The following is a 21,174-nucleotide window of genomic DNA, read 5'->3' as shown; positions in this document are numbered from 1 at the left end:
AAAGCGACCTAGGTCCGAGGGACCTTTTTAACCCGAGCCGAGAAATTCGGAAGCGAGGAATGTCCAGTGGACATTTTTAACGGTCGCCTAGAAACGAAGCAAAAATCTAGGTCCGGCGAGAGTAAACTAGTAAAAAAGGAAGTGTCATATGGCATATACAACTGAGCAAATTGAAGAAATTAAAAATAAAATCTTAAATGCTTTGGAAGAGGTAATCGATCCTGAGCTTGGGATTGACATTGTCAATTTAGGTCTTGTTTACGAGATCCATTTTGATGGTGAAACTGGAGCAACCATCATTGATATGACCTTAACGACCATGGGATGTCCATTAGCGGATCTGCTGACAGATCAGATTCATGATGTTTTAGCGGAAGTAGAAGAAGTGACATCTGTGGATGTGAAGTTGGTCTGGTACCCTGCTTGGACGGTAGAAAAAATGAGCCGCTATGCACGAATTGCACTTGGAATTAGTTAAAAATTCTATTCATCAAAACAAATCAGAGGTTAGGGAAACCCTAACCTCTGATTTGTTTGTACTCCTTTTTTTGAACAAGCATTTACAAATTCTTAGCAAATTTTCAGATAAAGTTGCAATCATTAAGGGGACAGGGTATAATAGCATAAATAGAAAATAAAGGAGATTTACATGAATCAGTATCCTTTGGTCTACTTGGACCATGTGACAAAGAATTATGGGCATGAAGTTGCTCTCATGGATGTTAGTTTGAACATCCAACCTGGCCGTATTATTGGCCTTTTGGGTCCCAATGGTAGTGGGAAAACAACCATCATTAAATTGATTAATGGTTTGTTGCAACCAAGCCTTGGAAATATCTATATTCATGGTCAATTACCATCCCCAGCTTCTAAAAAAGTTGTTTCCTATTTGCCGGATACGACTTATCTGAGTGAAAATATAAAAATTAGTGATGCTATTAGCTATTTCCAAGATTTTTATGCAGATTTTAATGTCCAACGAGCTTACCAATTGCTCAACGATTTGCATTTGCATCCAAATCAAAAATTGAACAGCCTTTCAAAAGGGAACAAGGAAAAAGTGCAATTGATTTTGGTGATGAGTCGTGAAGCTGACTTGTATGTTCTTGATGAACCAATCGGTGGGGTTGACCCAGCGGCGCGTGATTATATTTTGCGGACCATTATTCAAAATAGACGTCCAAACTCTTCTGTCTTGATTTCTACTCACTTGATTGCGGATATTGAGCAAGTTTTGGACGAAGCGATTTTCATCAACCAAGGAAGAATCCTCTTGCATGAAAATACGACTGTTTTGCGCAATCAACACGGAAAATCAATCGATGAGATCTTCCGTGATCAATTCCGTGTTTATTAGGAGGACCCCATGTTTGGTAAATTATTAAAATACGAATTTAAATCGACAGCTAAGTGGTATTTATTGATCACCCTGATTGCACTAGGTTTGTCAGTGATTACAGGTGTTATCGGTGGAAGTGCTACAAACGGTTTTGTGAATATGGAAACCAATAGTATGCAAATCATAACGGGGACTCTTGGGATTCTCATTTTTGGAGGAGTCATCGGTCTTTATCTTAGCAACTACTATATTATTATCCGTCGTTTCTATTCTAACTTATACGGACGTGAGGGATATTTGACTTGGACCCTTCCAGCAAGTCCCCATGCGATTCTCTTGTCTAAATTTGTGGGAGCTTTAGTAGCGAGTCTTTACTGCCTATTCCTTCTATTTTTGAGTGGTTTTATTACAATACTTGTGATGGGCGCTGTCATTGGACAAGACCTCTCTCCTGTATTTAGTATTATTGCTGAGGCTTTTAGTCATTCTATTGCTTATTGGATTATCATCTGGTGGATTTTTACCACAGCTTCAGGAATCTTACTATTTTATGTATCAATCGCACTTGGCCAACTGTTCCAAAATCGTCGTGGATTGAAGGCTATTCTGTTTTTCTTTCTCTTGTGTATTGTGTTAAGTATCATCGGTACAGCAGTCAATCCATTAAAAGATTCATATGCTGTCGGATATGCATTAGTTTATGGAAATATTGATGATTTTGGACCAAACTTCATCCCAGGTCTCATTTATGAAGTTATTAAGATTGTTTCTATGTACTTCACCATTCACTACATCAGCAAGTACAAGTTGAATCTTCAATAATAACAGCAAATTGAGCAAGGAGCTTCCCAGCGGAAGCCTTCTTGTTCAATTTTTTTCTTTTGCATTTTTAGCTACATTTTGATATACTAAATGTATTCGTTTTGGGGTCGTTACGGATTCGACAGGCATTATGAGGTATATTTTGCAACTCATCTAGCGGATGTAAAACGCCAGTTAAATATAACTGCAAAAAATAATAATTCTTACGCTTTAGCTGCCTAAACACCAGCAGGCGTGACCCGATTCAAATCGCTCGTGTTTGATGACAGGTCTTAATTTTAGCGAGATACGATCTAACTTTGTCTAGGAGTTAGATAAGAGATTGATAGACTCGCAGGTACAGGGCTTGAGTTATGTGTCATGTAGCTGTTAAAAGAAAACATAACCTATGGTTGTAGACAAATATGCTGGCAGGTGTTTGGACGTGGGTTCGACTCCCACCGGCTCCATATTTTTTATTCATGGAAGATTACTCAAGAGGCTTAAGAGGCCGTGTTGGAAACGCGGTAGGCGTGTAATAGCGTGCGTGGGTTCGAATCCCATGTCTTCCGTTGTTGAGACATCATTGTGTAGCAGTGGTGTTTTTTTGTACAAAAAGGAGTTACCAAAGGAGGCACCAAGATAGACAATGCGGAAAGGAGAAAAAGTGATTACACAGCTAGATACCAAATCAGTCTATACCTTTATGGAAAGTCTTGTGACCATAAAAGACTATGTCCAAGTGGCTAAAAGCATGGGGTATGGCGCATTGGGAATCATGGATGTAGATAATTTGTATGGTGCTTATGAATTTATCGAAGCCTGTCAGGCCCACAACCTCAGCCCTTTGGTCGGTTTAGAAATTGGACTAAAAGTAGACAATGAAACAATTCCGTTTCGGATGATGGCCCTGTCAACGAAAGGCTACCAGAATCTGATGAAGATGTCGACCGTCAAAATGATGGGAAAAAACAATTGGGAAGATGTGAAGCACCTCACAGAAGGAGTAGCGGTCATTGTCCCAGCGCCTTTTGCTAGTGAAGACATACCGCTTGGTCTAGATTACTTCATAGGAGTTTTTGCCGATACGCCGGACCAAGAATTTAGCCACCCTGTGCTCCCTCTTCATACTGTGCGTTTTTTTGAGGCGGAAGATATGGAAGCCATGCAGATGCTCGCGGCCATCAAGGACAATCAAAGCTTGACAGAAACAGGACCAATTGACTCTAGAACAGTCCTAAAAACTCCTCAGGAGTTACAGAATGATTTTGCTGAGCGATTTCCTCAAGCCATCACAAATCTTGAAAAACTTGTCCAAGGGATTCAATACGACATTGATACTCAGTTGAAATTGCCTCGCTTCAATCCTCAGAAACCAGCTGTTGAGGAATTGAGAGAATTAGCCCAAGCGGGTCTCCTTCGAAAGAACTTGACCAGTCCGCTCTATCAAGAACGTTTGGAGCATGAATTAGACATTATTCACCAAATGGGCTTTGATGATTATTTCTTGATTGTCTGGGATCTTCTTCGTTTCGGACGAAGTCAGGGATATTATATGGGAATGGGGCGTGGGTCTGCTGTCGGATCACTGGTAGCTTATGCCCTGGAGATTACAGGGATTGATCCAGTGGAGAAGAACCTCCTGTTTGAGCGCTTTTTAAATGTGGAGCGCTACACCATGCCGGATATTGATATTGATATTCCTGATATCTATCGTCCAGAATTTATCCGTTATGTGAGAGACCGTTATGGGAGTTACCATGCGGCTCAGATCGTGACCTTTTCAACCTTTGGGGCCAAACAAGCCATTCGAGATGTTTTTAAACGTTTTGGGGTACCAGAGTACGAATTAACCTCCATTACCAAGCGGATTGGCTTTAGGGATACACTGACGACAGCGTATGAACAGAATCTAGCTTTTCGACAAGTGATTCATAGTCGAGCAGAATTTGAACGTGGCTTTGAAATTGCCAAAAGAATTGAGGGCCAACCTAGACAGACCTCGATTCATGCGGCGGGTGTTGTGATGAGTGACCAGGATTTGACGGATCACATTCCTCTCAAGTATGGAGAAGACATGTTTGTCACCCAGTACGATGCTCATGCGGTTGAAGCCAATGGTCTATTGAAGATGGACTTTTTGGGTCTGCGAAATTTAACCTTTGTTCAAAAAATGAAGGAAGCCGTCTATGAAAAGTACCAAGAAGAGATCGTGATTGAAGCCATTGATTTAGAAGATCCAGAAACCTTGGCCTTATTTGCTGCTGGGGATACCAAGGGGATTTTCCAATTTGAACAGGCTGGAGCTATCCGCCTTTTGAGACGTGTGAGACCCAATCATTTCGAAGAAGTGGTAGCGACCACCTCTCTCAATCGTCCAGGAGCTAGTGATTACATTGATAATTTTGTCAAAAGAAAGAACGGCCAGGAAAAAGTTGACATTCTGGATCCAGCTATTGAAGAAATCTTACGGCCCACTTATGGGATCATGCTTTACCAAGAGCAGGTCATGCAGGTTGCCCAGCGTTTTGCAGGCTTTAGCCTAGGGAAAGCCGATATCTTACGTCGGGCCATGGGCAAAAAAAATGCGACTGAAATGCACAAGATGGAAGACGATTTTGTCACGGGTGCTCTTAAACTTGGTCATACGGAAGAAAAAGCCAAAGAGGTCTTTGCGATTATGGAAAAATTCGCAGGCTATGGTTTTAACCGTTCCCATGCCTATGCCTATTCTGCCTTGGCCTTTCAGATGGCCTATTTCAAGGTCCATTATCCAGATGTTTTCTTTGATATCATGCTCAATTATTCGAGCAGCGATTATCTGACAGATGCTCTCCAGTTTGATTTTAAAGTCGCGCCATTATCCATCAATACCATCCCTTACAGAGATAAGTTTCAGGATCGAAAAATTTACTTGGGAATGAAAAATATCAAGGAACTCCCAAGAGATTTAGCGTATTGGATCATTGACAATCGTCCCTTTGAAAGTGTCGAAGATTTTATTTTACGCCTTCCTAATCAGTATCATAAATTACCTCTATTGACGCCTTTAGTAGAACTAGGGTTGTTTGATAACTTTGAGAAGAATAGACGCAAGGTGCTTCACAATTTGCCGAATTTATTTGTCTTTGCAGATGAGCTAGGCAGTTTGTTTGCGGATTCTAACTACTCCTGGACAGAGGCAGAGGACTATAGTCAGGCTGAAAAATATGAGAAGGAAGAGGCCATTATTGGCATCGGGCTCAGTACCCACCCATTGGTTGCGATTGGGCAAACGAGTCCCTACGAGATCCAACCAATTTCTCAACTCATACAAGGAGAGCAGGCACGCATTCTCATTGAGGTACAAAGCATTCGGACTATTCGAACCAAGTCGGGCGATCTCATGGCTTTCTTACAAGTCAGTGATACCAAGAAAAAACTAGATGTGACCCTTTTCCCTGAAACCTACAATCGATTTTCCTCCTTGATAAAAGAAGGTGGCTTTTATTACTTAACAGGGAAGATACAAGAGCGTGATGGGCGCTTACAGATGATTCTAGCAGAGGCTCAACTAGCGACTAATGAGAAATTCTGGATTCAGTTGCTCGATCATCGTCAGGACCAAACGATTCTTTCTATCTTGAAAAAATATCCAGGGCCATATCCTGTGGTATTACGCTATGAAGATGAGAAAAAAACTCTTCAATTGAAGGGCTATACAGTTCAGAAAAACAAAGAATTGGAAGATGAACTAAAGAATCTCGTTATGAAAACGATTTATCGGTAAAAACTACGAAAAATACGAGAATTTTAGTCTTCTTTGTGTTATAATTACGTAGAATGTAAAAGAAAAAAAGGAGCAAAAACGAAATGAAACGTATTGCTGTTTTAACTAGTGGTGGAGATGCCCCTGGTATGAATGCTGCCATCCGTGCAGTTGTTCGTCAAGCAATTTCAGAAGGAATGGAAGTTTTCGGTATCTATGATGGATATGCGGGAATGGTTGCTGGTAAAATTCAGCCCCTTGACGCCTCATCTGTTGGAGATATTATTTCCCGTGGTGGGACTTTCCTTCATTCAGCACGTTACCCTGAATTCGCACAACGCGAAGGTCAATTAAAAGGGATCGAGCAATTGAAGAAACACGGGATCGAAGGTGTTGTCGTTATTGGTGGAGATGGTTCTTACCATGGTGCGATGCGCTTGACTGAACTTGGATTCCCAGCTGTTGGTCTTCCTGGTACGATCGACAACGATATTGTCGGAACTGATTTTACAATTGGTTTTGATACTGCAGTCACAACTGCAATGGACGCGATCGATAAGATCCGTGATACTTCATCTAGTCACCACCGTACCTTCGTTATCGAAGTGATGGGACGTAACGCTGGAGATATCGCTCTTTGGGCAGGGATTGCATCTGGTGCAGATGAAATCATCATCCCTGAAGAAGGATTCAAGATCGAAGATGTTGTTGAGAGCATCAAAGAAGGTTACGCAAAAGGCCGTACCCATAACATTATCGTTTTAGCTGAAGGCGTGATGTCTGCAGATGAATTCGGTAAAGCCTTGAAAGAGGCTGGTGATGAAAGTGACCTTCGTGTGACTGAGCTTGGCCACATCCAACGTGGTGGTTCACCTACTGCGCGTGACCGTGTTCTTGCTTCACGTATGGGAGCACACGCTGTTAAATTGCTGAAACAAGGAATCGGTGGTGTAGCCGTTGGTATCCGTAATGAAAAAATGGTTGAAAACCCAATCCTTGGTAAAGCAGAAGAAGGAGCCCTCTTTAGCTTGACAGAAGATGGTAAGATTGTGGTAAACAATCCACATAAAGCTGATCTTGGTCTTGCCGAGTTGAACCGTAGCTTGTCTTCAATCTAATGTTATTTCATTAATTCGTTAACCTTGTCTTAAAAAGACAGATATATTTAAAAAGGAGTCATATATATCATGAACAAACGTGTAAAAATCGTTGCAACTTTAGGTCCTGCGGTAGAAATCCGTGGCGGTAAAAAATTCGGTGAAGATGGATACTGGGCTGAAAAACTTGACGTCGAAGCTTCAGCACAAAACATTGCTAAATTGATCGAAGCTGGCGCTAACACTTTCCGTTTCAACTTCTCACACGGTGACCACCAAGAACAAGGTGAACGTATGGCGACTGTTAAACGTGCAGAAGAAATCGCTGGTAAAAAAGTTGGTTACCTTCTTGATACAAAAGGTCCTGAAATCCGTACTGAATTGTTCGAAGGCGAAGCTAAAGAATATTCATACAAGACTGGTGAACGTATCCGCGTTGCTACAAAACAAGGCATCAAATCAACTCGTGAAGTGATTGCTTTGAACGTTGCAGGTGCGCTTGATATCTTTGATGACGTTGAAGTTGGACACCAAGTATTGGTTGATGATGGTAAATTGGGTCTTCGCGTTGTAGAAAAAGACGCTGCAAAACGTGAATTCGTTGTTGAAGTTGAAAACGATGGTATCATCGCTAAACAAAAAGGTGTAAACATCCCTAATACGAAGATTCCTTTTCCAGCCCTTGCTGAACGTGATAACGATGATATTCGTTTCGGTCTTAAACAAGGTATCAACTTCATTGCGATCTCATTCGTACGTACTGCAAAAGACGTAAACGAAGTTCGTGCAATCTGTGAAGAAACTGGCAATGGTCACGTTCAATTATTTGCGAAAATCGAAAACCAACAAGGTATCGAAAACTTGGATGAAATCATTGAAGCTGCTGATGGTATCATGATTGCTCGTGGTGACATGGGTATCGAAGTACCATTTGAAATGGTTCCAGTTTACCAAAAAATGATTATCACAAAAGTCAATGCTGCTGGTAAAGTTGTTATCACTGCAACTAACATGCTTGAAACAATGACTGAAAAGCCACGTGCAACTCGTTCAGAAGTATCAGACGTATTTAACGCTGTTATTGATGGAACCGATGCTACAATGCTTTCAGGTGAATCTGCAAATGGTAAATACCCACTTGAGTCAGTTGCAACAATGGCTACAATTGACAAGAACGCTCAAACTCTTCTTAACGAATACGGACGTTTGAACTCAGATTCATTTGAACGTAACTCTAAGACAGAAGTTATGGCTTCAGCAGTTAAAGATGCTACAAACTCAATGGACATCAAATTGGTTGTAACTTTGACTAAGACTGGTCACACAGCACGTTTGATCTCTAAATATCGTCCAAATGCTGATATCTTGGCATTGACATTTGACGAATTGACAGAACGTGGATTGATGTTGAACTGGGGCGTTATCCCAATGTTAACTGAAGCTCCATCATCAACTGATGATATGTTTGAAATTGCTGAACGTAAAGCAGTTGAAGCAGGTCTTGTAGAATCTGGTGACGATATCGTTATCGTTGCAGGTGTGCCACTTGGCGAAGCTGTTCGTACAAACACAATGCGTATCCGTACAGTACGTTAATAGACAATTATATCTGAAAGCCTTGCTGGTCGGTTTGAAAGGACTGACCGCGAGGTTTTTCTTGTTTAGTTTGCTAACAAGAATTCTCACTAATGCTTACTTTCTCTTTTTTAAAGATCAAAAAAATGGTATAATAAACAAAAAGGAAGGGAGACATGCATGCCAAGGAGAGATTTAATTAGAAATGTCATCATTGTCAGTGTACTGGTTTTGGCACTGATTTTGCTTCGTATCTTTGTATTTCATCCATTTAGTATCAATGATAAGATGGCCAATGCTTCTGTGAAAAATGGAGATCTTGTGGTAGCGACTAGAAATGCTCAGGTAGATCGCAGTGATTTGGTCTTATACAAGGTCGGTGGAAAAGACTACCTTGGACGTGTCATTGCCAAAGAAAACGATGAAGTCAGTTATGTAGATGATGTCCTCTATTTGAATGGACAAGCAACACCAGAACCTTACCTGAATAAAATGCTGAACAAACACCTAGCTGCTCCTACGAGTAATGGGTATTATACGGATGATTTCTTCTTATCAGAGTTAAAAGGAACCAAGGCTGGTCGTGTACCATCCGATACTTATCTAGTTTTAAATGATAACCGTGGAGATACAGAAGATAGCCGTGAGTTTGGCTATATCCATAAAAATCAGATCGAAGGAGTCGTGAATCTACGTCTCTACCCTCTCAATAAATTTGGATTTATAAAAGTAGAAAAATAGCCGAAAGGCTATTTTTTTTTATAAATATCAAAATGAACTATTTGTTTTTCCATTTTTGTGGTAAGATGTTCATTAAATAATTTTTTGGGAGGAGAATGCTATGCAGTATGCTTTGGAAATTTTACCAAGTTTGTTAAAGGGAGCAAGCCTCACCTTGCAAGTGTTTGCTTTCGTATTGATTTTATCGATTCCACTAGGAATCGTTGTTGCCTTTTTGCTTCAATTGCGCTCAAAGATCCTGCATGGACTCCTAACGATTTATATCTGGATCATGCGAGGGACCCCCTCTATTGCTCCAGTTGATCTTTATTTATTACGTCCTTCCAAGTATTGGGATTCGGATTGATCGGTTGCCTGCGGCTATTATGGCCTTCACCCTTAATTATGCAGCCTATTTTGCGGAAATCTTTCGTGGCGGAATTGTGGCCATTCCGACAGGTCAGTATGAGGCGGCTAAGGTCTTAAAATTGAGTTCATGGCAAACGATTCGCTACATTATTTTGCCTCAGGTGGTGAAGATCGTTCTTCCAAGTGTCTTCAATGAAGTCATGTCCTTGATCAAAGACACTTCCTTGGTCTATGCTCTGGGAATTAGTGATTTGATCCTCGCTAGTCGGACAGCAGCCAATCGTGATGCCAGTCTAGCACCTATGTTTTTAGCGGGAGCTATTTATTTAATCCTCATTGGGATTGTGACCATCATTGCCAAGCGGGTTGAATTGATGAAGCTTTCGTAAAACTCTATCAAAAGGGTCAGTTCCAAAAGATCTCTAAGAAGTGGTTCGGAACGGATGTAGCGACAGATGACATCAAGTAAAAAAGCTAGGAAATCATTCCTAGCTTTAGATTAAAGACAAAGTTATCTTAAAAACTTTCCTTAGGTGAGTACGGACGTCAGCGAACTTCTACGAAGTTCCATGACTTAGTTTTGAACCTAAGGTTTCAAAACTCCCGAGTGCTAGAAACATCACTGTTTCTAGCACTCGGGAGTTTTGGTATACTTTTGATTCATTTTAAAAAATAGAAAATTTTTGGAGAATCAATTAACTTTTTTATAAGGTTTGGATACTCTCTCAAGCTAGGAAATACTTCCTAGCTTTCTAGTCTGTTTTATTAGTAATTTGATGGAAAATCTTTTGCCAAGTTTCGTGGCGACGCCAGAGACTGGTATGGATTTGACCGTCTAGTTCATAGCGTATGAGTTTGGTTTTTTGGCTGATGGACTCCAGTTCAAAGTTTTGGAATTGAACTTGGTCGCTTGCGAGAGCCTCTATTAATTCCGCCTTGTGGTGTTCGTGACCAGTATCGTCAATCAAGGTATAATTATCCGCTAGCAGTGTATCAAATTCTTGCTTAGCATAGAGGCGTTTTTCGTAGGTCAAGAGTTTCTTTTCAACGTTTTCGATCAGCTCATCTTCAGGAATTGAGCTAGGTTCCACATGGACGTCAATGTCAAAAACTCCAAATTCTTCTTTCAAGAGATCCTCGACTTCTTCTGTAATGGCATGGCTTTCATAGACTGAAAGATCGGGATTCATCTCTAAGACAACGTCCAGATAGATATTGCTTCCATAGGTCCGTCCACGTTGAGATTTCACACGAGCAACCTTAGGGAGTTTTAAAATAGCTTTTTCGTAATCTTCGAGGAGACTATCGTCAAAGCCGTCTGAAAGACTAAAGGAAGATTCCATAAAAATATCGTAGGCTGTTTTGAGGATAAAGAAGGTGATGATGATGGCTGCGATTTTATCGACAATTGGATAGTTAAAAGCACTAGCAGCAATCGCAATCGACGTCCCAAGAGATGTGACGACGTCTGAAAGATTGTCTTTTGCGGCTGCTTTTAGGGCTTTGGATTTGGCACGTTTTGCTAAGCGAAGATTGTAGAAATAAACGGCTAGCATGACAAGGGCTGAAACCATTCCGACACCAGCACCGAGTGGATCAATGCTAACAGTTTCATTGCTGAAGATCTTTTGGAGGGTATCGCGTAAGACATCAAAACCGACATAAAACATAATGATGGAGGTGACTAGACTAGCTAGATCCTCAATTTTCCAGTGACCAAACTTGTGATCACGGTCAGCAGGTTGGCGAGCGAGACGAATCCCGATGAGCAGGGCAGCATTGCTGATAATATCTGATAAGTTGTTAAATCCATCAGCGACCAAACTAGAGGAATGAAGCAGATGGCCGGTAGCTAATTTTGCTGAAGAAAGTAGTAAATAGGCTAAAATACTGATGATGGCACCACGTTCGGCCAGTTTTAAGTTACTGTATGGTTTTTCCAAAATTTCCTCCTACAACCTCGGATATGAACCTGTTTTCTTTAAGCTACTATTATATCGTTTTTGGAAGGGAAATTCAAATGAGTCCTTTTTTAAAAGAAGCTAGGTCGGTTTTTGTGGTATAATAGAACGATTGAATGAATGAGGAGTATGAGATGAATCCTTTATTGAATGGTATGAATGATCGCCAAGCAGAGGCGGTCCAAACGACAGAAGGTCCCCTCTTGATCATGGCGGGGGCGGGTTCTGGTAAGACACGTGTCTTGACCCACCGCATCGCTTACTTGATCGATGAAAAAATGGTCAATCCTTGGAATATTTTGGCCATTACCTTTACCAATAAAGCCGCTCGGGAGATGAAGGAGCGGGCTTATCAATTGAATCCAGCCACCCAAGATTGCTTGATTGCAACCTTCCACTCCATGTGTGTGCGTATCCTCCGTCGAGATGCGGATCACATTGGCTACAATCGCAATTTTACCATTGTCGATCCAGGTGAGCAACGGACCTTGATGAAGCGGATCTTGAAGTCCTTGAATTTGGATCCTAAGAAATGGAATGAACGGACCATTTTGGGGACTATTTCCAATGCCAAAAATGACTTGATTGATGAAGTGGCCTATGCTGCCCAAGCGGGAGATATGTATACCCAGATCGTCGCCAAGTGTTATGAGGCTTACCAAAAGGAACTCCGTCAGTCAGAAGCGGTGGACTTTGATGATTTGATCATGCTGACCTTGCGTCTCTTTGACCAGCATCCTGATGTGCTGACCTATTACCAGCAGAAGTTCCAATACATCCATGTAGATGAGTACCAAGATACCAACCATGCCCAATACCAATTAGTCAAACTGTTGGCTTCTCGCTTTAAAAATATATGTGTTGTTGGGGATGCGGACCAGTCTATTTATGGCTGGCGGGGAGCAGACATGCAAAATATTCTCGACTTTGAAAAGGATTACCCCGATGCCAAGGTCGTTTTGTTAGAGGAAAATTATCGCTCCACTAAAACCATCCTACAAGCAGCTAACGATGTTATCAAAAATAATCGGAACCGCCGTCCAAAGAATCTCTGGACCCAAAATGCTGACGGGGAAGAGATTGTCTATTACCGGGCCAATGATGAGCAGGATGAAGCGGTCTTTGTTGCTAAAACGATTGAAGAGCTTAGTCGCGAAGCTGGCTACAAACACCGTGATTTTGCTGTTCTCTACCGGACAAATGCCCAGTCACGGACCATTGAAGAAGCCTTGCTCAAGTCCAACATTCCCTACACTATGGTAGGGGGCACCAAGTTCTACAGCCGGAAGGAAATTCGAGATGTCATTGCTTATCTGAACTTGATTGCTAACCTCAGTGACAATATCAGTTTTGAGCGCATTATCAATGAACCTAAGCGGGGAATCGGGCCAGGTACAGTAGATAAGATTCGCGATTTTGCCCAAATGCAAGAGACTTCGCTCCTGGATGCTTCGGCTAATATCATGCTCTCAGGTATCAAAGGAAAGGCAGCCCAGGCTATCTGGGATTTTGCCAATCTCATTCTTGATTTGAGAGAAAGATTGGACCAGCTGACCATTACAGAATTGGTCGAAGAAGTCCTTGACAAGACGGGTTATATGACAGCCTTAACCAATCAGGGGAATTTGGAAAGTCAGGCCCGCATCGAGAATATCCAAGAGTTCCTATCTGTTACCAAGAATTTTGATGAAAACGGGGAAACCGTCAAAGACGAAACAGGTGTGGAAACCTTGAGTCGTTTCTTGAATGATTTGGCCTTGATTGCCGATACAGACGATGGAGCCCAAGAGACCTCAGAAGTGACCTTGATGACTCTTCACGCGGCTAAAGGCTTGGAGTTTCCAGTTGTCTTCTTGATTGGGATGGAAGAAAATGTCTTTCCACTTAGTCGTGCGGCTGAGGATCCAGATGAGTTGGAAGAAGAGCGTCGTTTGGCTTACGTGGGGATCACGCGGGCAGAGAAGGTTCTCTTCTTGACCAATGCCAATTCTCGTTTGCTCTTTGGGCGGACCAGCTACAACCGTCCGACGCGCTTTATCAATGAAATTAGCTCAGATTTGTTAACCTACCAAGGATTGGCCCGTCCAGTCAACACTAGTTTTAAGGCATCTTATAGCAATGGTGGCGGAACGACCTTTGGAAAAGGCATGAGTCTGTCACAAGCCCTTCAAGAGCGCAAGAGACAAGCAGCTCCAAGTGCCCTCACATCATCAAGCCTCCCCTTTGGCAATAGCAACCGTTCTAGTGCTAAAGAGAGCGTCGCTTGGTCTATTGGCGACATTGCTATTCACAAGAAGTGGGGAGAAGGAACTGTGCTTGAAGTCTCTGGTAGTGGCAACACCCAAGAGCTTAAGATTAACTTCCCAGAAGTGGGGCTCAAGAAACTCTTGGCCAGTGTCGCGCCGATTGAGAAGAAATAAACTGAAGCCAGTAAGCTAAGTGTACTGTTTCAGATCATAAACATGCACTATCTCCTTGAGGATCTAATTTGTTACTGCAAGAAAAAGCTCCAAGAAAAGAACTTCTGGGAATAGTGCAGAATAGGTTGAGACTTTTCGCCGTGAGGAAAGCACCAGAAACACATCAGTTTCTGGTGTTCGGTAGATTTGAGACGTGAGGCTCAAATCTAAGGTATGGAAACCCAAAGGGAGTCGCTACCGTCCGGCCTCACCTAAGAAAAGTCTCTATAGAGGAATGAATATTCAGTTGAAACCAGCAAGCCTCGTTTGCTGGTTTTGATTTTACTGGTAGCATGATATAATATACTAAGAATAGAGAAAGAGGCATACTATGAACGAAATCAAGTGTCCCAACTGTGGGGAAGTATTTACAGTCAATGAAAGTCAATACAGCGAACTCTTGTCACAGGTACGAACAGATGAGTTTGACAAGGAAATTCATGAGCGAATTCGGCAAGAGTTGGCTTTAGCTGAGCAAAAGGCCCTTAATGAGCAGCAAGAGAAGTTAGCCAAGAAGGACCAAGAAATTGCCCAGTTACAAAACCAGATTCAACAGTTTGATACCGAAAAGGAATTGGCCAAAAAAGAGGTGGAACAAACTGCTAGCCAGAGTTTGTTAGAGAAAGAAAAAGAAGTTCAGGCATTGGAGAATCAATTAGCCACCTTGCGCTTGGAGCATGAAAACCAACTGCAAAAGACTTTATCTGACCTAGAAAAAGAACGGGATCAGGTCAAAAATCAGCTCCTTCTACAAGAAAAAGAAAATGAACTTTCTCTGACTTCGGTTAAACAAAACTATGAGGCCCAGCTTAAGGCGGCTAATGAGCAGGTTGAGTTCTATAAGAATTTTAAGGCCCAACAATCAACCAAGGCCATCGGAGAAAGTCTGGAGCAGTATGCGGAAAGTGAGTTTAACAAGGTTCGTAGTTTCGCTTTTCCAAATGCTTATTTCGAAAAGGATAATAAGGTCTCTGCGCGTGGTTCTAAAGGAGACTTCATCTTCCGTGATTTTGATGAAAATGGGCTAGAATTCATTTCCATCATGTTTGAGATGAAAAATGAAGCTGACGGGACTGAAAAGAAGCATAAGAATGCCGATTTTTATAAGGAGTTGGACAAGGATCGTCGAGAAAAGAACTGTGAGTATGCTGTTTTGGTAAGTATGCTTGAAGCAGATAATGACTACTTCAATACAGGGATTGTCGATGTTAGCCACGAGTATGAGAAGATGTACGTCGTTCGTCCTCAGTTCTTTATCCAGTTGATTGGTCTCTTACGCAATGCGGCTCTTAACTCTCTTAAATACAAGCAAGAACTAGCACTTATTCGTGAACAAAATATCGACATCACCCACTTTGAAGAAGACCTGGATGCTTTCAAGGTTGCCTTTGCTAAGAACTACAATTCAGCATCCGTCAACTTCGGTAAGGCCATCGATGAAATCGACAAAGCCATCAAACGCATGGAAGAAGTCAAGAAATTCCTGACCACATCCGAAAATCAACTCCGACTTGCCAATAATAAGCTGGATGATGTATCAGTCAAAAAATTGACCCGCAAAAATCCAACCATGAAAGCGAAATTTGAAGCACTGAGGGGAGAATAGGAGGATCCTATGCAGATACGAAAAGCAACCATGAAAGATGCTGAAGCCCTACTGTCTTTATACGAAGACTTGGGCTATCCAACGACCGCTTCTAATCTGTCTCGACGTTTAGAAATGATTCTTTCTCAACCACATTATGACTGTCTTCTAGCTGAAAGAAACGGAGAAATTTTAGGTTTCTTAGGTTATGCAAAGCTCTTCTTTTTTGAAGCAGATGGATCTTACTATCGTATTTTAGCTTTGTCAGTTGCAAAAGAAACAAGACGACAAGGAATTGCTAGTAGGCTAATCGATGAATTGAAAAAACAAGCGGTAAAAGAAGGAGTTGAGGCACTGGCTTTAAATAGTGGATTAACCGCTGAACGAAATGCTGCACATCAGTTTTATCAGGCAGTTGGATTTGAAAAAGTGACTGCCGGCTTTGCCTTGCATTTAAAAACTCAACATAAATAGATTATGAAAAAATAGTAGAGGGAACGAAGTAATGTCTTCAACAAAAGGGAAAACCTTATATTTTAACGATAAGAGCATGGATTATGTGACCTTTGGTAAAGGTAAGAAGCCATTAGTGATCATACCAGGCTTGGGAGATGGGGTGCAGACGGTTAAAGGAAAGGCCCAGCTCTTTTCCCTCTCTTATCGTCTACTTGCTAAGCATTATAAAATCTATGTTTTTTCTCGAATTAATGAGTTGAGGCAGGGCTATACGACACGGGATATGGCAGCAGATGTAGCAGAAGCAATGGAGACACTAAACCTAGATGTCGCTTATGTTATGGGGATTTCACAAGGTGGAATGATTGCTCAATGGTTAGCTGTAGATTTTCCAGAAAGGGTTCAAAGGCTCATCCTAGCTGTGACAACAGCGAATCCTAGTCAACTTGCTAGAGAACGAATTGAGTATTGGCAAAAACTCAGTCAATCCGGAAATTTTAAGCATCTCATGTTGGATATTGCACAGCACTCCTACACGCAAAAGAGCTATCAAAAGTGGCGCTTGCTTTATAATATCATGGGTCGATTGGGGCGAATCAAAGATGAGAAACGAATTTCCATTCAGTCTCAGTCTTGCCTCACTCACGATAGCCTTGAGGTCTTAAAAGAAATTCATTGTCCGACCTTGGTTCTTGGTGCACTTGAAGATGATGTGATCGGTGTGAAGGGATCCAAGGAACTGGCAAAAGCGATTTCGGGTTGTCAGCTCCTTATTCTTAAGCATTCAGGTCATGCTCTGTATGAAGAAAATAAAGCATTTCAAGAGGCTGTCTGTGGATTTTTACATTAAAAAACGCTGGTAAAATTCCAGCGTTTCATATTGAAGACAAAGCATCCTTAAAAACTTTCCTTTGGTGAGGTCGGACGTCAGCGAACTTCTAAGAAGTTCCATGACTTAGTTTTGAACCTAAAGTTTCAAAACTCTCGAGTGCTTGAAACGTAATGTTTCAAGCACTTTTCTCACAGAGGAAAGTTTTATAGTTGCTTAAATGACTCAAGAAAATAGAAATCATTTTTTTAGAAATTGTCTAGCTATTTTATGTAAAAAATAGTTTGTCTACACTCTAAAACGCTGGAAAAATTTTTCCAGCGTTTTTATGTTAGTTAAATCGCAAAGAGATCGTTTAGGTTTTCTGCCATGGTTGGGTGGGTAAAGATTTGCTTTGCGATGTAAGTATAAGGAATCTTGTTGTCCATAGCCATAGTGATCAGGTTAATGAGCTCACCTGCGGCTTCTCCAAAGAGAGTTGCTCCAAGGATTTCTTTGGTTTCTGGGTTGACTACGGCTTTGAAAGCACCTCGAAGGTCTGCATTGACATGGCCACGTGGCATGGCAGCAACTGGCAATTCTTTGACAGCCACTGGAAGTCCTTTGTCGCGTGCTTCTTGCTCAGTCAAGCCGACTTGGGCCAATGGAGGAGCAATGAAGAGTGTTGTCGCATAGTTTCCGCGTGTTTCGAGATTGTAGCTACCATCGCCTGTGAGGTAGTTGAAGACGATGCGGAAGTCATCGAGGGATATATAGGTGAACTGAGGCCCACCATTGACATCCCCAACTGCAAAGACACCAGGGACGCTGGTTTCCAAATGACGGTTGACTTGAATCGCTCCACGATCAGTGACTTGGATGTCTGTGCTCTCAAGACCAAGTCCAGCTGTATTTGGCTTACGTCCTGTTGCGTAGAGGAGGATATCGAACTCGAAGTCTCCTTTATCGGTTATAAGGGTTAAGCTGTTTTCGCCATCCTTAATTTCTTGGGTATGAACACCTTGCAAGAATTGAATGCCATCTTCTTCAAGGTAGCCTTTTGCAAGAGCTGCAATGCTTGGCTCGATCCGTGGCAAGAATGCTTCAGAAGCGTCTAGTACCGTTACTTGGCTACCCAAGGTATTGTAGAGATGGGCAAATTCCAATCCGATTGGTCCACCACCAAGGACACCCAGGCGTTTAGGTAGGTTTTCCAGCCGTTGAATACCGGTTGAATCTACAGCAAATTTGCTTTCAGCAAGTCCTGGGATTGGAAGGATAGTTGGCACCGCACCAGTATTAATAATAATGGTTTCAGCTGTCAATTCTTCCTTTTCCTCACCTGCTTGAATTTCGATGACCTTGTTGGAAAGGAAACGAGCTGTCGCATCAATAATGTCCACACCCGTTCCAGCAATAGTTGCATAGTTCTTGCCATTGAGACGAGTGGTGACTGCATTTTTCTCATTCATGGCTTGCTCAAAATCCAAGCCTTTTTCTGCGGCAACAATCAAGGTCTTGGTGGGAATACAAGCGATATTGATACAAGTACCACCGTACATAGATTTGCTCTTTTCAATCAGAGCGACTTTTTTCCCTTGGCTTGATAATTTCGCTGCAAGTGTTTTACCAGCTTTACCAAATCCAATAACAATAACATCATACATTAACATATGTAACACCTTCTTTCGGTTTCTATTGTATCAAACCCATTTTAAAAAGTCTGAAATCTGCTACGGGATTTTTTAGGAGCTCATGGGAAGGGGGAAAGAGGGACAAGAAGCCTGCTTTCATGGTATAATAAGAGGTCGGTGACCCGGATGGTCACATATGAGTTAGAAAGAGCAAACCAGATGAACGGAATTATCAATGTAAAAAAAGAAGCAGGAATGACTTCACATGATGTGGTCTTTAAACTGCGAAAAATCCTAGGTACTAAGAAGATTGGCCATGGAGGGACTCTGGACCCGGATGTGGTGGGAGTGCTTCCGATTGCCGTAGGAAAAGCGACCCGGATGGTTGAATTTATGCAGGATGAGGGTAAAATCTACGAGGGCGAAATCACTTTGGGATTTTCTACCACGACGGAAGATGCCAGCGGGGAAGTCGTCGAGCGGACGCCAGTGGAAGCACCTTTAGATGCAGCAGAGGTAGACCACATGATTGCCCAAATGGTGGGTGAAATCGAGCAAGTACCGCCTATGTACTCAGCAGTCAAGGTCAATGGGCGTAAGCTCTATGAGTATGCACGGGCAGGAGAAAAAGTGGAACGCCCTGTCCGACAAGTGACCATTTATGACTTTACGCGTACCAGTGAGATCGGCTATGAGACAGGACTAGCCCGTTTTCGTTTCCGGGTTAAATGCAGCAAGGGGACCTATATCCGGACCTTGTCGGTGGATTTGGGTCAAAAGTTGGGTTACGCCGCCCACATGTCCCACTTAACACGAACCAGTGCTGCAGGTTTGTTACTGGATGATGCCCTGACCTTGGAAGAAGTGGCAGAAAAAGTATCTCAAGGAGATTTGAGCTTCCTTTACCCACTTGAAATTGGAACCGGGGATCTTGAAAAAGTAGAGTTGACAGCCCAAGAGGTTGGCGAAGTCCAAGTAGGACGCTTTATTCCAGTTAAGAGCGAAGCCAGAGAGTTAGCTGCTTTTTACCAAGGGAAATTGGTAGCCATTTTAGAAAAAAGAGAAGAACTTTACAAACCTCGAAAAGTTTTTCTAACAGAAAGTGTGTTACAATAAATTCATGAATATTCGTACGATAACTACTGCTAACCAGATCCACTTGGAGAATGAGACAGTTTTGGTTCTGGGCTACTTTGATGGCCTGCATCTGGGGCATCAAGAACTCTTTAAAAAGGCGCGTCAGATCGCGGATGAAAAATGCTTGAAGGTTGCTTTGTTAACCTTCCCTGAATCTCCTAAGTTGGCCTTTGTTCGCTACCAACCAGAATTGTTGCTCCATTTGCAAAGCCCTGAGGATCGGTTCCAAAAATTAAACGAACTAGGAGTGGATGAGCTCTTTCTCATTGATTTTACGACTGATTTTGCTTCTAAAACAGCCAAAGAATTTGTTGATCAATTCGTAAAAGCCTTGAGAGCCCGAGTTTTAATTGCTGGATTTGATTATAGTTTTGGCTCTGATAAGAAAACTGCCTCTGACTTAGCTGCTTATTTTGATGGTCAGGTGGAAGTCATTTCTCCTGTATTGGATCAGGGGGAAAAGATCAGTTCGACCCGCATCCGTCAAGCTGTCCTAGAAGGACGGGTCAAAGAAGCTGCACGGTTGCTTGGTCATCCCTTGTCCAGTCGGGGAATTGTTGTCCATGGAGATGCGCGTGGCCGTACCATTGGCTATCCTACTGCCAATCTAGCACCGATTGATCGGACCTATCTACCATCAGATGGAGTCTATGTAGTTGATGTCGATTTTAAAGGGCATACCTACCGGGGCATGGCTTCTGTCGGGAAGAATATTACCTTTGATGGGAAAGAGCTTCGGTTTGAAGTCAATCTCTTTGATTTTTCAGGAGACATCTACGGCCATACCCTGACCATTCACTGGTTAGATAAGATTCGAGAAATGGTCAAATTTGATGGGATAGATCAACTAGTGACTCAACTAGAAGAAGATGAAGCAGTTTCACGAAACTGGACCGAGGATTAGGAAGCTACCTAGTCCTTTTTTCTGCTGTCTTTTGGGGAATAATGAAAGTGGTTTCTTTTTTTCTACTTAAAATCAGAAAAATCGTCGAGAAATCAAAAAAGCGCTTTTCAAGCACCTAATTTTTTTGTATAATAGAGTTAGATAGTTATATATAAAAAAAGAAGTGAACCACATGATTACATTATTTTTATCACCGAGTTGTACATCATGTCGAAAAGCTCGGGCTTGGTTAAAAAAGCACGATGTTCCATTTAAAGAACACAATATTATGACAAGTCCTTTGAGCAAACAGGAGTTGACAAGTATATTGGCCTTGACCGAAAACGGAACAGACGACATTATTTCAACTCGTTCAAAAATTTTTCAAAAATTGGATGTTGATGTTGAAGATTTATCGATCTCAGCCTTGATTCGTCTGATTGAGGAAAATCCAAGTCTCTTGAGGAGACCGATTATTTTAGATAACAAACGCATGCAGATCGGCTTTAACGAAGACGAAATTCGGGCCTTCTTGCCGCGGAGTTATCGTAAACAAGAGTTACGCTCTGCCACTCTAAGAGCAGAAATAAACTAAGAAGTAT

Annotated in this window: 16 protein-coding genes, 1 tRNA gene, 1 other RNA gene and 2 pseudogenes; 18 read left to right on the top strand and 2 right to left on the bottom strand. The window is 42.0% G+C overall.

Features of this window, described 5'->3' with window-relative positions; genetic code table 11:
- Positions 1-148: 148 nt before the first annotated feature.
- The 11 genes and pseudogenes from ACVC7Q_RS03475 to ACVC7Q_RS03425 all read left to right on the top strand — a co-directional run.
- Positions 149-478, top strand: coding sequence for a metal-sulfur cluster assembly factor (locus tag ACVC7Q_RS03475; protein ID WP_004220168.1), 330 nt, complete (start codon positions 149-151; stop codon positions 476-478).
- Positions 479-649: 171 nt separating this feature from the next.
- A complete protein-coding gene (locus ACVC7Q_RS03470) occupies positions 650-1,357 on the top strand; it encodes an ABC transporter ATP-binding protein (RefSeq protein ID WP_223141196.1) in 708 nt (235 codons plus the stop codon).
- Between the two features lie 9 nt (positions 1,358-1,366).
- The gene (locus tag ACVC7Q_RS03465) at positions 1,367-2,161 is read left to right on the top strand and encodes a hypothetical protein (RefSeq protein ID WP_340280446.1); all 795 of its coding nucleotides are present in this window, start codon (positions 1,367-1,369) and stop codon (positions 2,159-2,161) included.
- Positions 2,162-2,264: 103 nt separating this feature from the next.
- Positions 2,265-2,613: a transfer-messenger RNA gene (gene ssrA / locus ACVC7Q_RS03460) on the top strand.
- Between the two features lie 11 nt (positions 2,614-2,624).
- Positions 2,625-2,712 (top strand) — tRNA-Ser (locus ACVC7Q_RS03455).
- A gap of 95 nt (positions 2,713-2,807) precedes the next feature.
- Positions 2,808-5,909: a DNA polymerase III subunit alpha gene (locus ACVC7Q_RS03450; RefSeq protein WP_447264849.1), complete on the top strand. Its 3,102-nt coding sequence runs from the start codon at positions 2,808-2,810 to the stop codon at positions 5,907-5,909.
- A gap of 83 nt (positions 5,910-5,992) precedes the next feature.
- A complete protein-coding gene (gene pfkA, locus ACVC7Q_RS03445; RefSeq protein WP_447264848.1) occupies positions 5,993-7,006 on the top strand; it encodes a 6-phosphofructokinase in 1,014 nt (337 codons plus the stop codon).
- 69 nt (positions 7,007-7,075) lie between these two features.
- Complete coding sequence (gene pyk / locus ACVC7Q_RS03440) at positions 7,076-8,581, top strand: pyruvate kinase (protein WP_447264847.1); 1,506 nt, start codon at positions 7,076-7,078, stop codon at positions 8,579-8,581.
- A gap of 159 nt (positions 8,582-8,740) precedes the next feature.
- Positions 8,741-9,301: a signal peptidase I gene (gene lepB, locus ACVC7Q_RS03435; RefSeq protein WP_447264846.1), complete on the top strand. Its 561-nt coding sequence runs from the start codon at positions 8,741-8,743 to the stop codon at positions 9,299-9,301.
- Between the two features lie 100 nt (positions 9,302-9,401).
- Positions 9,402-10,038 (top strand): annotated as a pseudogene (locus tag ACVC7Q_RS03430) (amino acid ABC transporter permease).
- Positions 10,020-10,118 (top strand): annotated as a pseudogene (locus tag ACVC7Q_RS03425) (amino acid ABC transporter substrate-binding protein); the annotation flags it as partial. The pseudogenes ACVC7Q_RS03430 and ACVC7Q_RS03425, both read left to right, overlap by 19 nt.
- Before the next feature lie 283 nt (positions 10,119-10,401).
- Here the strand turns inward: ACVC7Q_RS03425 and ACVC7Q_RS03420 are convergent.
- Positions 10,402-11,592 carry a cation diffusion facilitator family transporter gene (locus ACVC7Q_RS03420; protein ID WP_447264845.1) on the bottom strand — a complete coding sequence of 397 codons (1,191 nt, stop codon included), beginning with the start codon at positions 11,590-11,592 and terminating at the stop codon, positions 10,402-10,404.
- A 152-nt stretch (positions 11,593-11,744) separates the two neighbouring features.
- On the opposite strand from ACVC7Q_RS03420, the gene pcrA reads away from it, so the two are divergent.
- The 4 genes from pcrA (at position 11,745) to ACVC7Q_RS03400 (ending at position 16,960) form a co-directional block, all read left to right on the top strand.
- A complete protein-coding gene (pcrA, locus tag ACVC7Q_RS03415) occupies positions 11,745-14,030 on the top strand; it encodes a DNA helicase PcrA (protein WP_447264844.1) in 2,286 nt (761 codons plus the stop codon).
- A gap of 370 nt (positions 14,031-14,400) precedes the next feature.
- Positions 14,401-15,675 carry a DUF2130 domain-containing protein gene (locus tag ACVC7Q_RS03410; protein WP_447264843.1) on the top strand — a complete coding sequence of 425 codons (1,275 nt, stop codon included), beginning with the start codon at positions 14,401-14,403 and terminating at the stop codon, positions 15,673-15,675.
- A gap of 9 nt (positions 15,676-15,684) precedes the next feature.
- The gene (locus tag ACVC7Q_RS03405) at positions 15,685-16,128 is read left to right on the top strand and encodes an N-acetyltransferase family protein (RefSeq protein WP_447264842.1); all 444 of its coding nucleotides are present in this window, start codon (positions 15,685-15,687) and stop codon (positions 16,126-16,128) included.
- A gap of 31 nt (positions 16,129-16,159) precedes the next feature.
- On the top strand, positions 16,160-16,960 hold the full coding sequence (locus tag ACVC7Q_RS03400) for an alpha/beta fold hydrolase (RefSeq protein WP_447264841.1): 801 nt from the start codon (positions 16,160-16,162) through the stop codon (positions 16,958-16,960).
- A gap of 314 nt (positions 16,961-17,274) precedes the next feature.
- On the opposite strand, the gene ACVC7Q_RS03395 is transcribed toward ACVC7Q_RS03400, so the two are convergent.
- Entirely contained in the window at positions 17,275-18,591 is a 1,317-nt protein-coding gene (locus ACVC7Q_RS03395; RefSeq protein WP_447264840.1) for an FAD-containing oxidoreductase, read from the bottom strand.
- A gap of 180 nt (positions 18,592-18,771) precedes the next feature.
- Here ACVC7Q_RS03395 and truB point away from each other — a divergent pair, with 180 nt between their 5' ends.
- From truB to ACVC7Q_RS03380, 3 genes are all read left to right on the top strand, one after another.
- The gene (truB, locus tag ACVC7Q_RS03390) at positions 18,772-19,668 is read left to right on the top strand and encodes a tRNA pseudouridine(55) synthase TruB (RefSeq protein WP_447264839.1); all 897 of its coding nucleotides are present in this window, start codon (positions 18,772-18,774) and stop codon (positions 19,666-19,668) included.
- A 4-nt stretch (positions 19,669-19,672) separates the two neighbouring features.
- A complete protein-coding gene (locus ACVC7Q_RS03385) occupies positions 19,673-20,593 on the top strand; it encodes a bifunctional riboflavin kinase/FAD synthetase (protein WP_447264838.1) in 921 nt (306 codons plus the stop codon).
- A gap of 172 nt (positions 20,594-20,765) precedes the next feature.
- Entirely contained in the window at positions 20,766-21,167 is a 402-nt protein-coding gene (locus ACVC7Q_RS03380; protein ID WP_021152971.1) for a Spx/MgsR family RNA polymerase-binding regulatory protein, read from the top strand.
- Positions 21,168-21,174 lie beyond the last annotated feature (7 nt).

This window comes from Streptococcus sp. W151 (assembly GCF_053010205.1).
Note: the sequence above shows the minus strand (reverse complement) of the source record. Positions and strands in the feature narration are given on the sequence as shown.

Excerpts from the sequence above, each read along its gene's own strand:
- ACVC7Q_RS03475 (WP_004220168.1), top strand. The coding sequence starts at position 149 with ATGGCATATACAACTGAGCAAATTGAAGAAATTAAAAATAAAATCTTA.
- ACVC7Q_RS03470 (WP_223141196.1), top strand. The coding sequence starts at position 650 with ATGAATCAGTATCCTTTGGTCTACTTGGACCATGTGACAAAGAATTAT.
- ACVC7Q_RS03465 (WP_340280446.1), top strand. The coding sequence starts at position 1,367 with ATGTTTGGTAAATTATTAAAATACGAATTTAAATCGACAGCTAAGTGG.
- pfkA (WP_447264848.1), top strand. The coding sequence starts at position 5,993 with ATGAAACGTATTGCTGTTTTAACTAGTGGTGGAGATGCCCCTGGTATG.
- pyk (WP_447264847.1), top strand. The coding sequence starts at position 7,076 with ATGAACAAACGTGTAAAAATCGTTGCAACTTTAGGTCCTGCGGTAGAA.
- lepB (WP_447264846.1), top strand. The coding sequence starts at position 8,741 with ATGCCAAGGAGAGATTTAATTAGAAATGTCATCATTGTCAGTGTACTG.
- pcrA (WP_447264844.1), top strand. The coding sequence starts at position 11,745 with ATGAATCCTTTATTGAATGGTATGAATGATCGCCAAGCAGAGGCGGTC.
- ACVC7Q_RS03410 (WP_447264843.1), top strand. The coding sequence starts at position 14,401 with ATGAACGAAATCAAGTGTCCCAACTGTGGGGAAGTATTTACAGTCAAT.
- ACVC7Q_RS03405 (WP_447264842.1), top strand. The coding sequence starts at position 15,685 with ATGCAGATACGAAAAGCAACCATGAAAGATGCTGAAGCCCTACTGTCT.
- ACVC7Q_RS03400 (WP_447264841.1), top strand. The coding sequence starts at position 16,160 with ATGTCTTCAACAAAAGGGAAAACCTTATATTTTAACGATAAGAGCATG.
- ACVC7Q_RS03395 (WP_447264840.1), bottom strand. The coding sequence starts at position 18,591 with ATGTTAATGTATGATGTTATTGTTATTGGATTTGGTAAAGCTGGTAAA.
- truB (WP_447264839.1), top strand. The coding sequence starts at position 18,772 with ATGAACGGAATTATCAATGTAAAAAAAGAAGCAGGAATGACTTCACAT.
- ACVC7Q_RS03385 (WP_447264838.1), top strand. The coding sequence starts at position 19,673 with ATGAATATTCGTACGATAACTACTGCTAACCAGATCCACTTGGAGAAT.
- ACVC7Q_RS03380 (WP_021152971.1), top strand. The coding sequence starts at position 20,766 with ATGATTACATTATTTTTATCACCGAGTTGTACATCATGTCGAAAAGCT.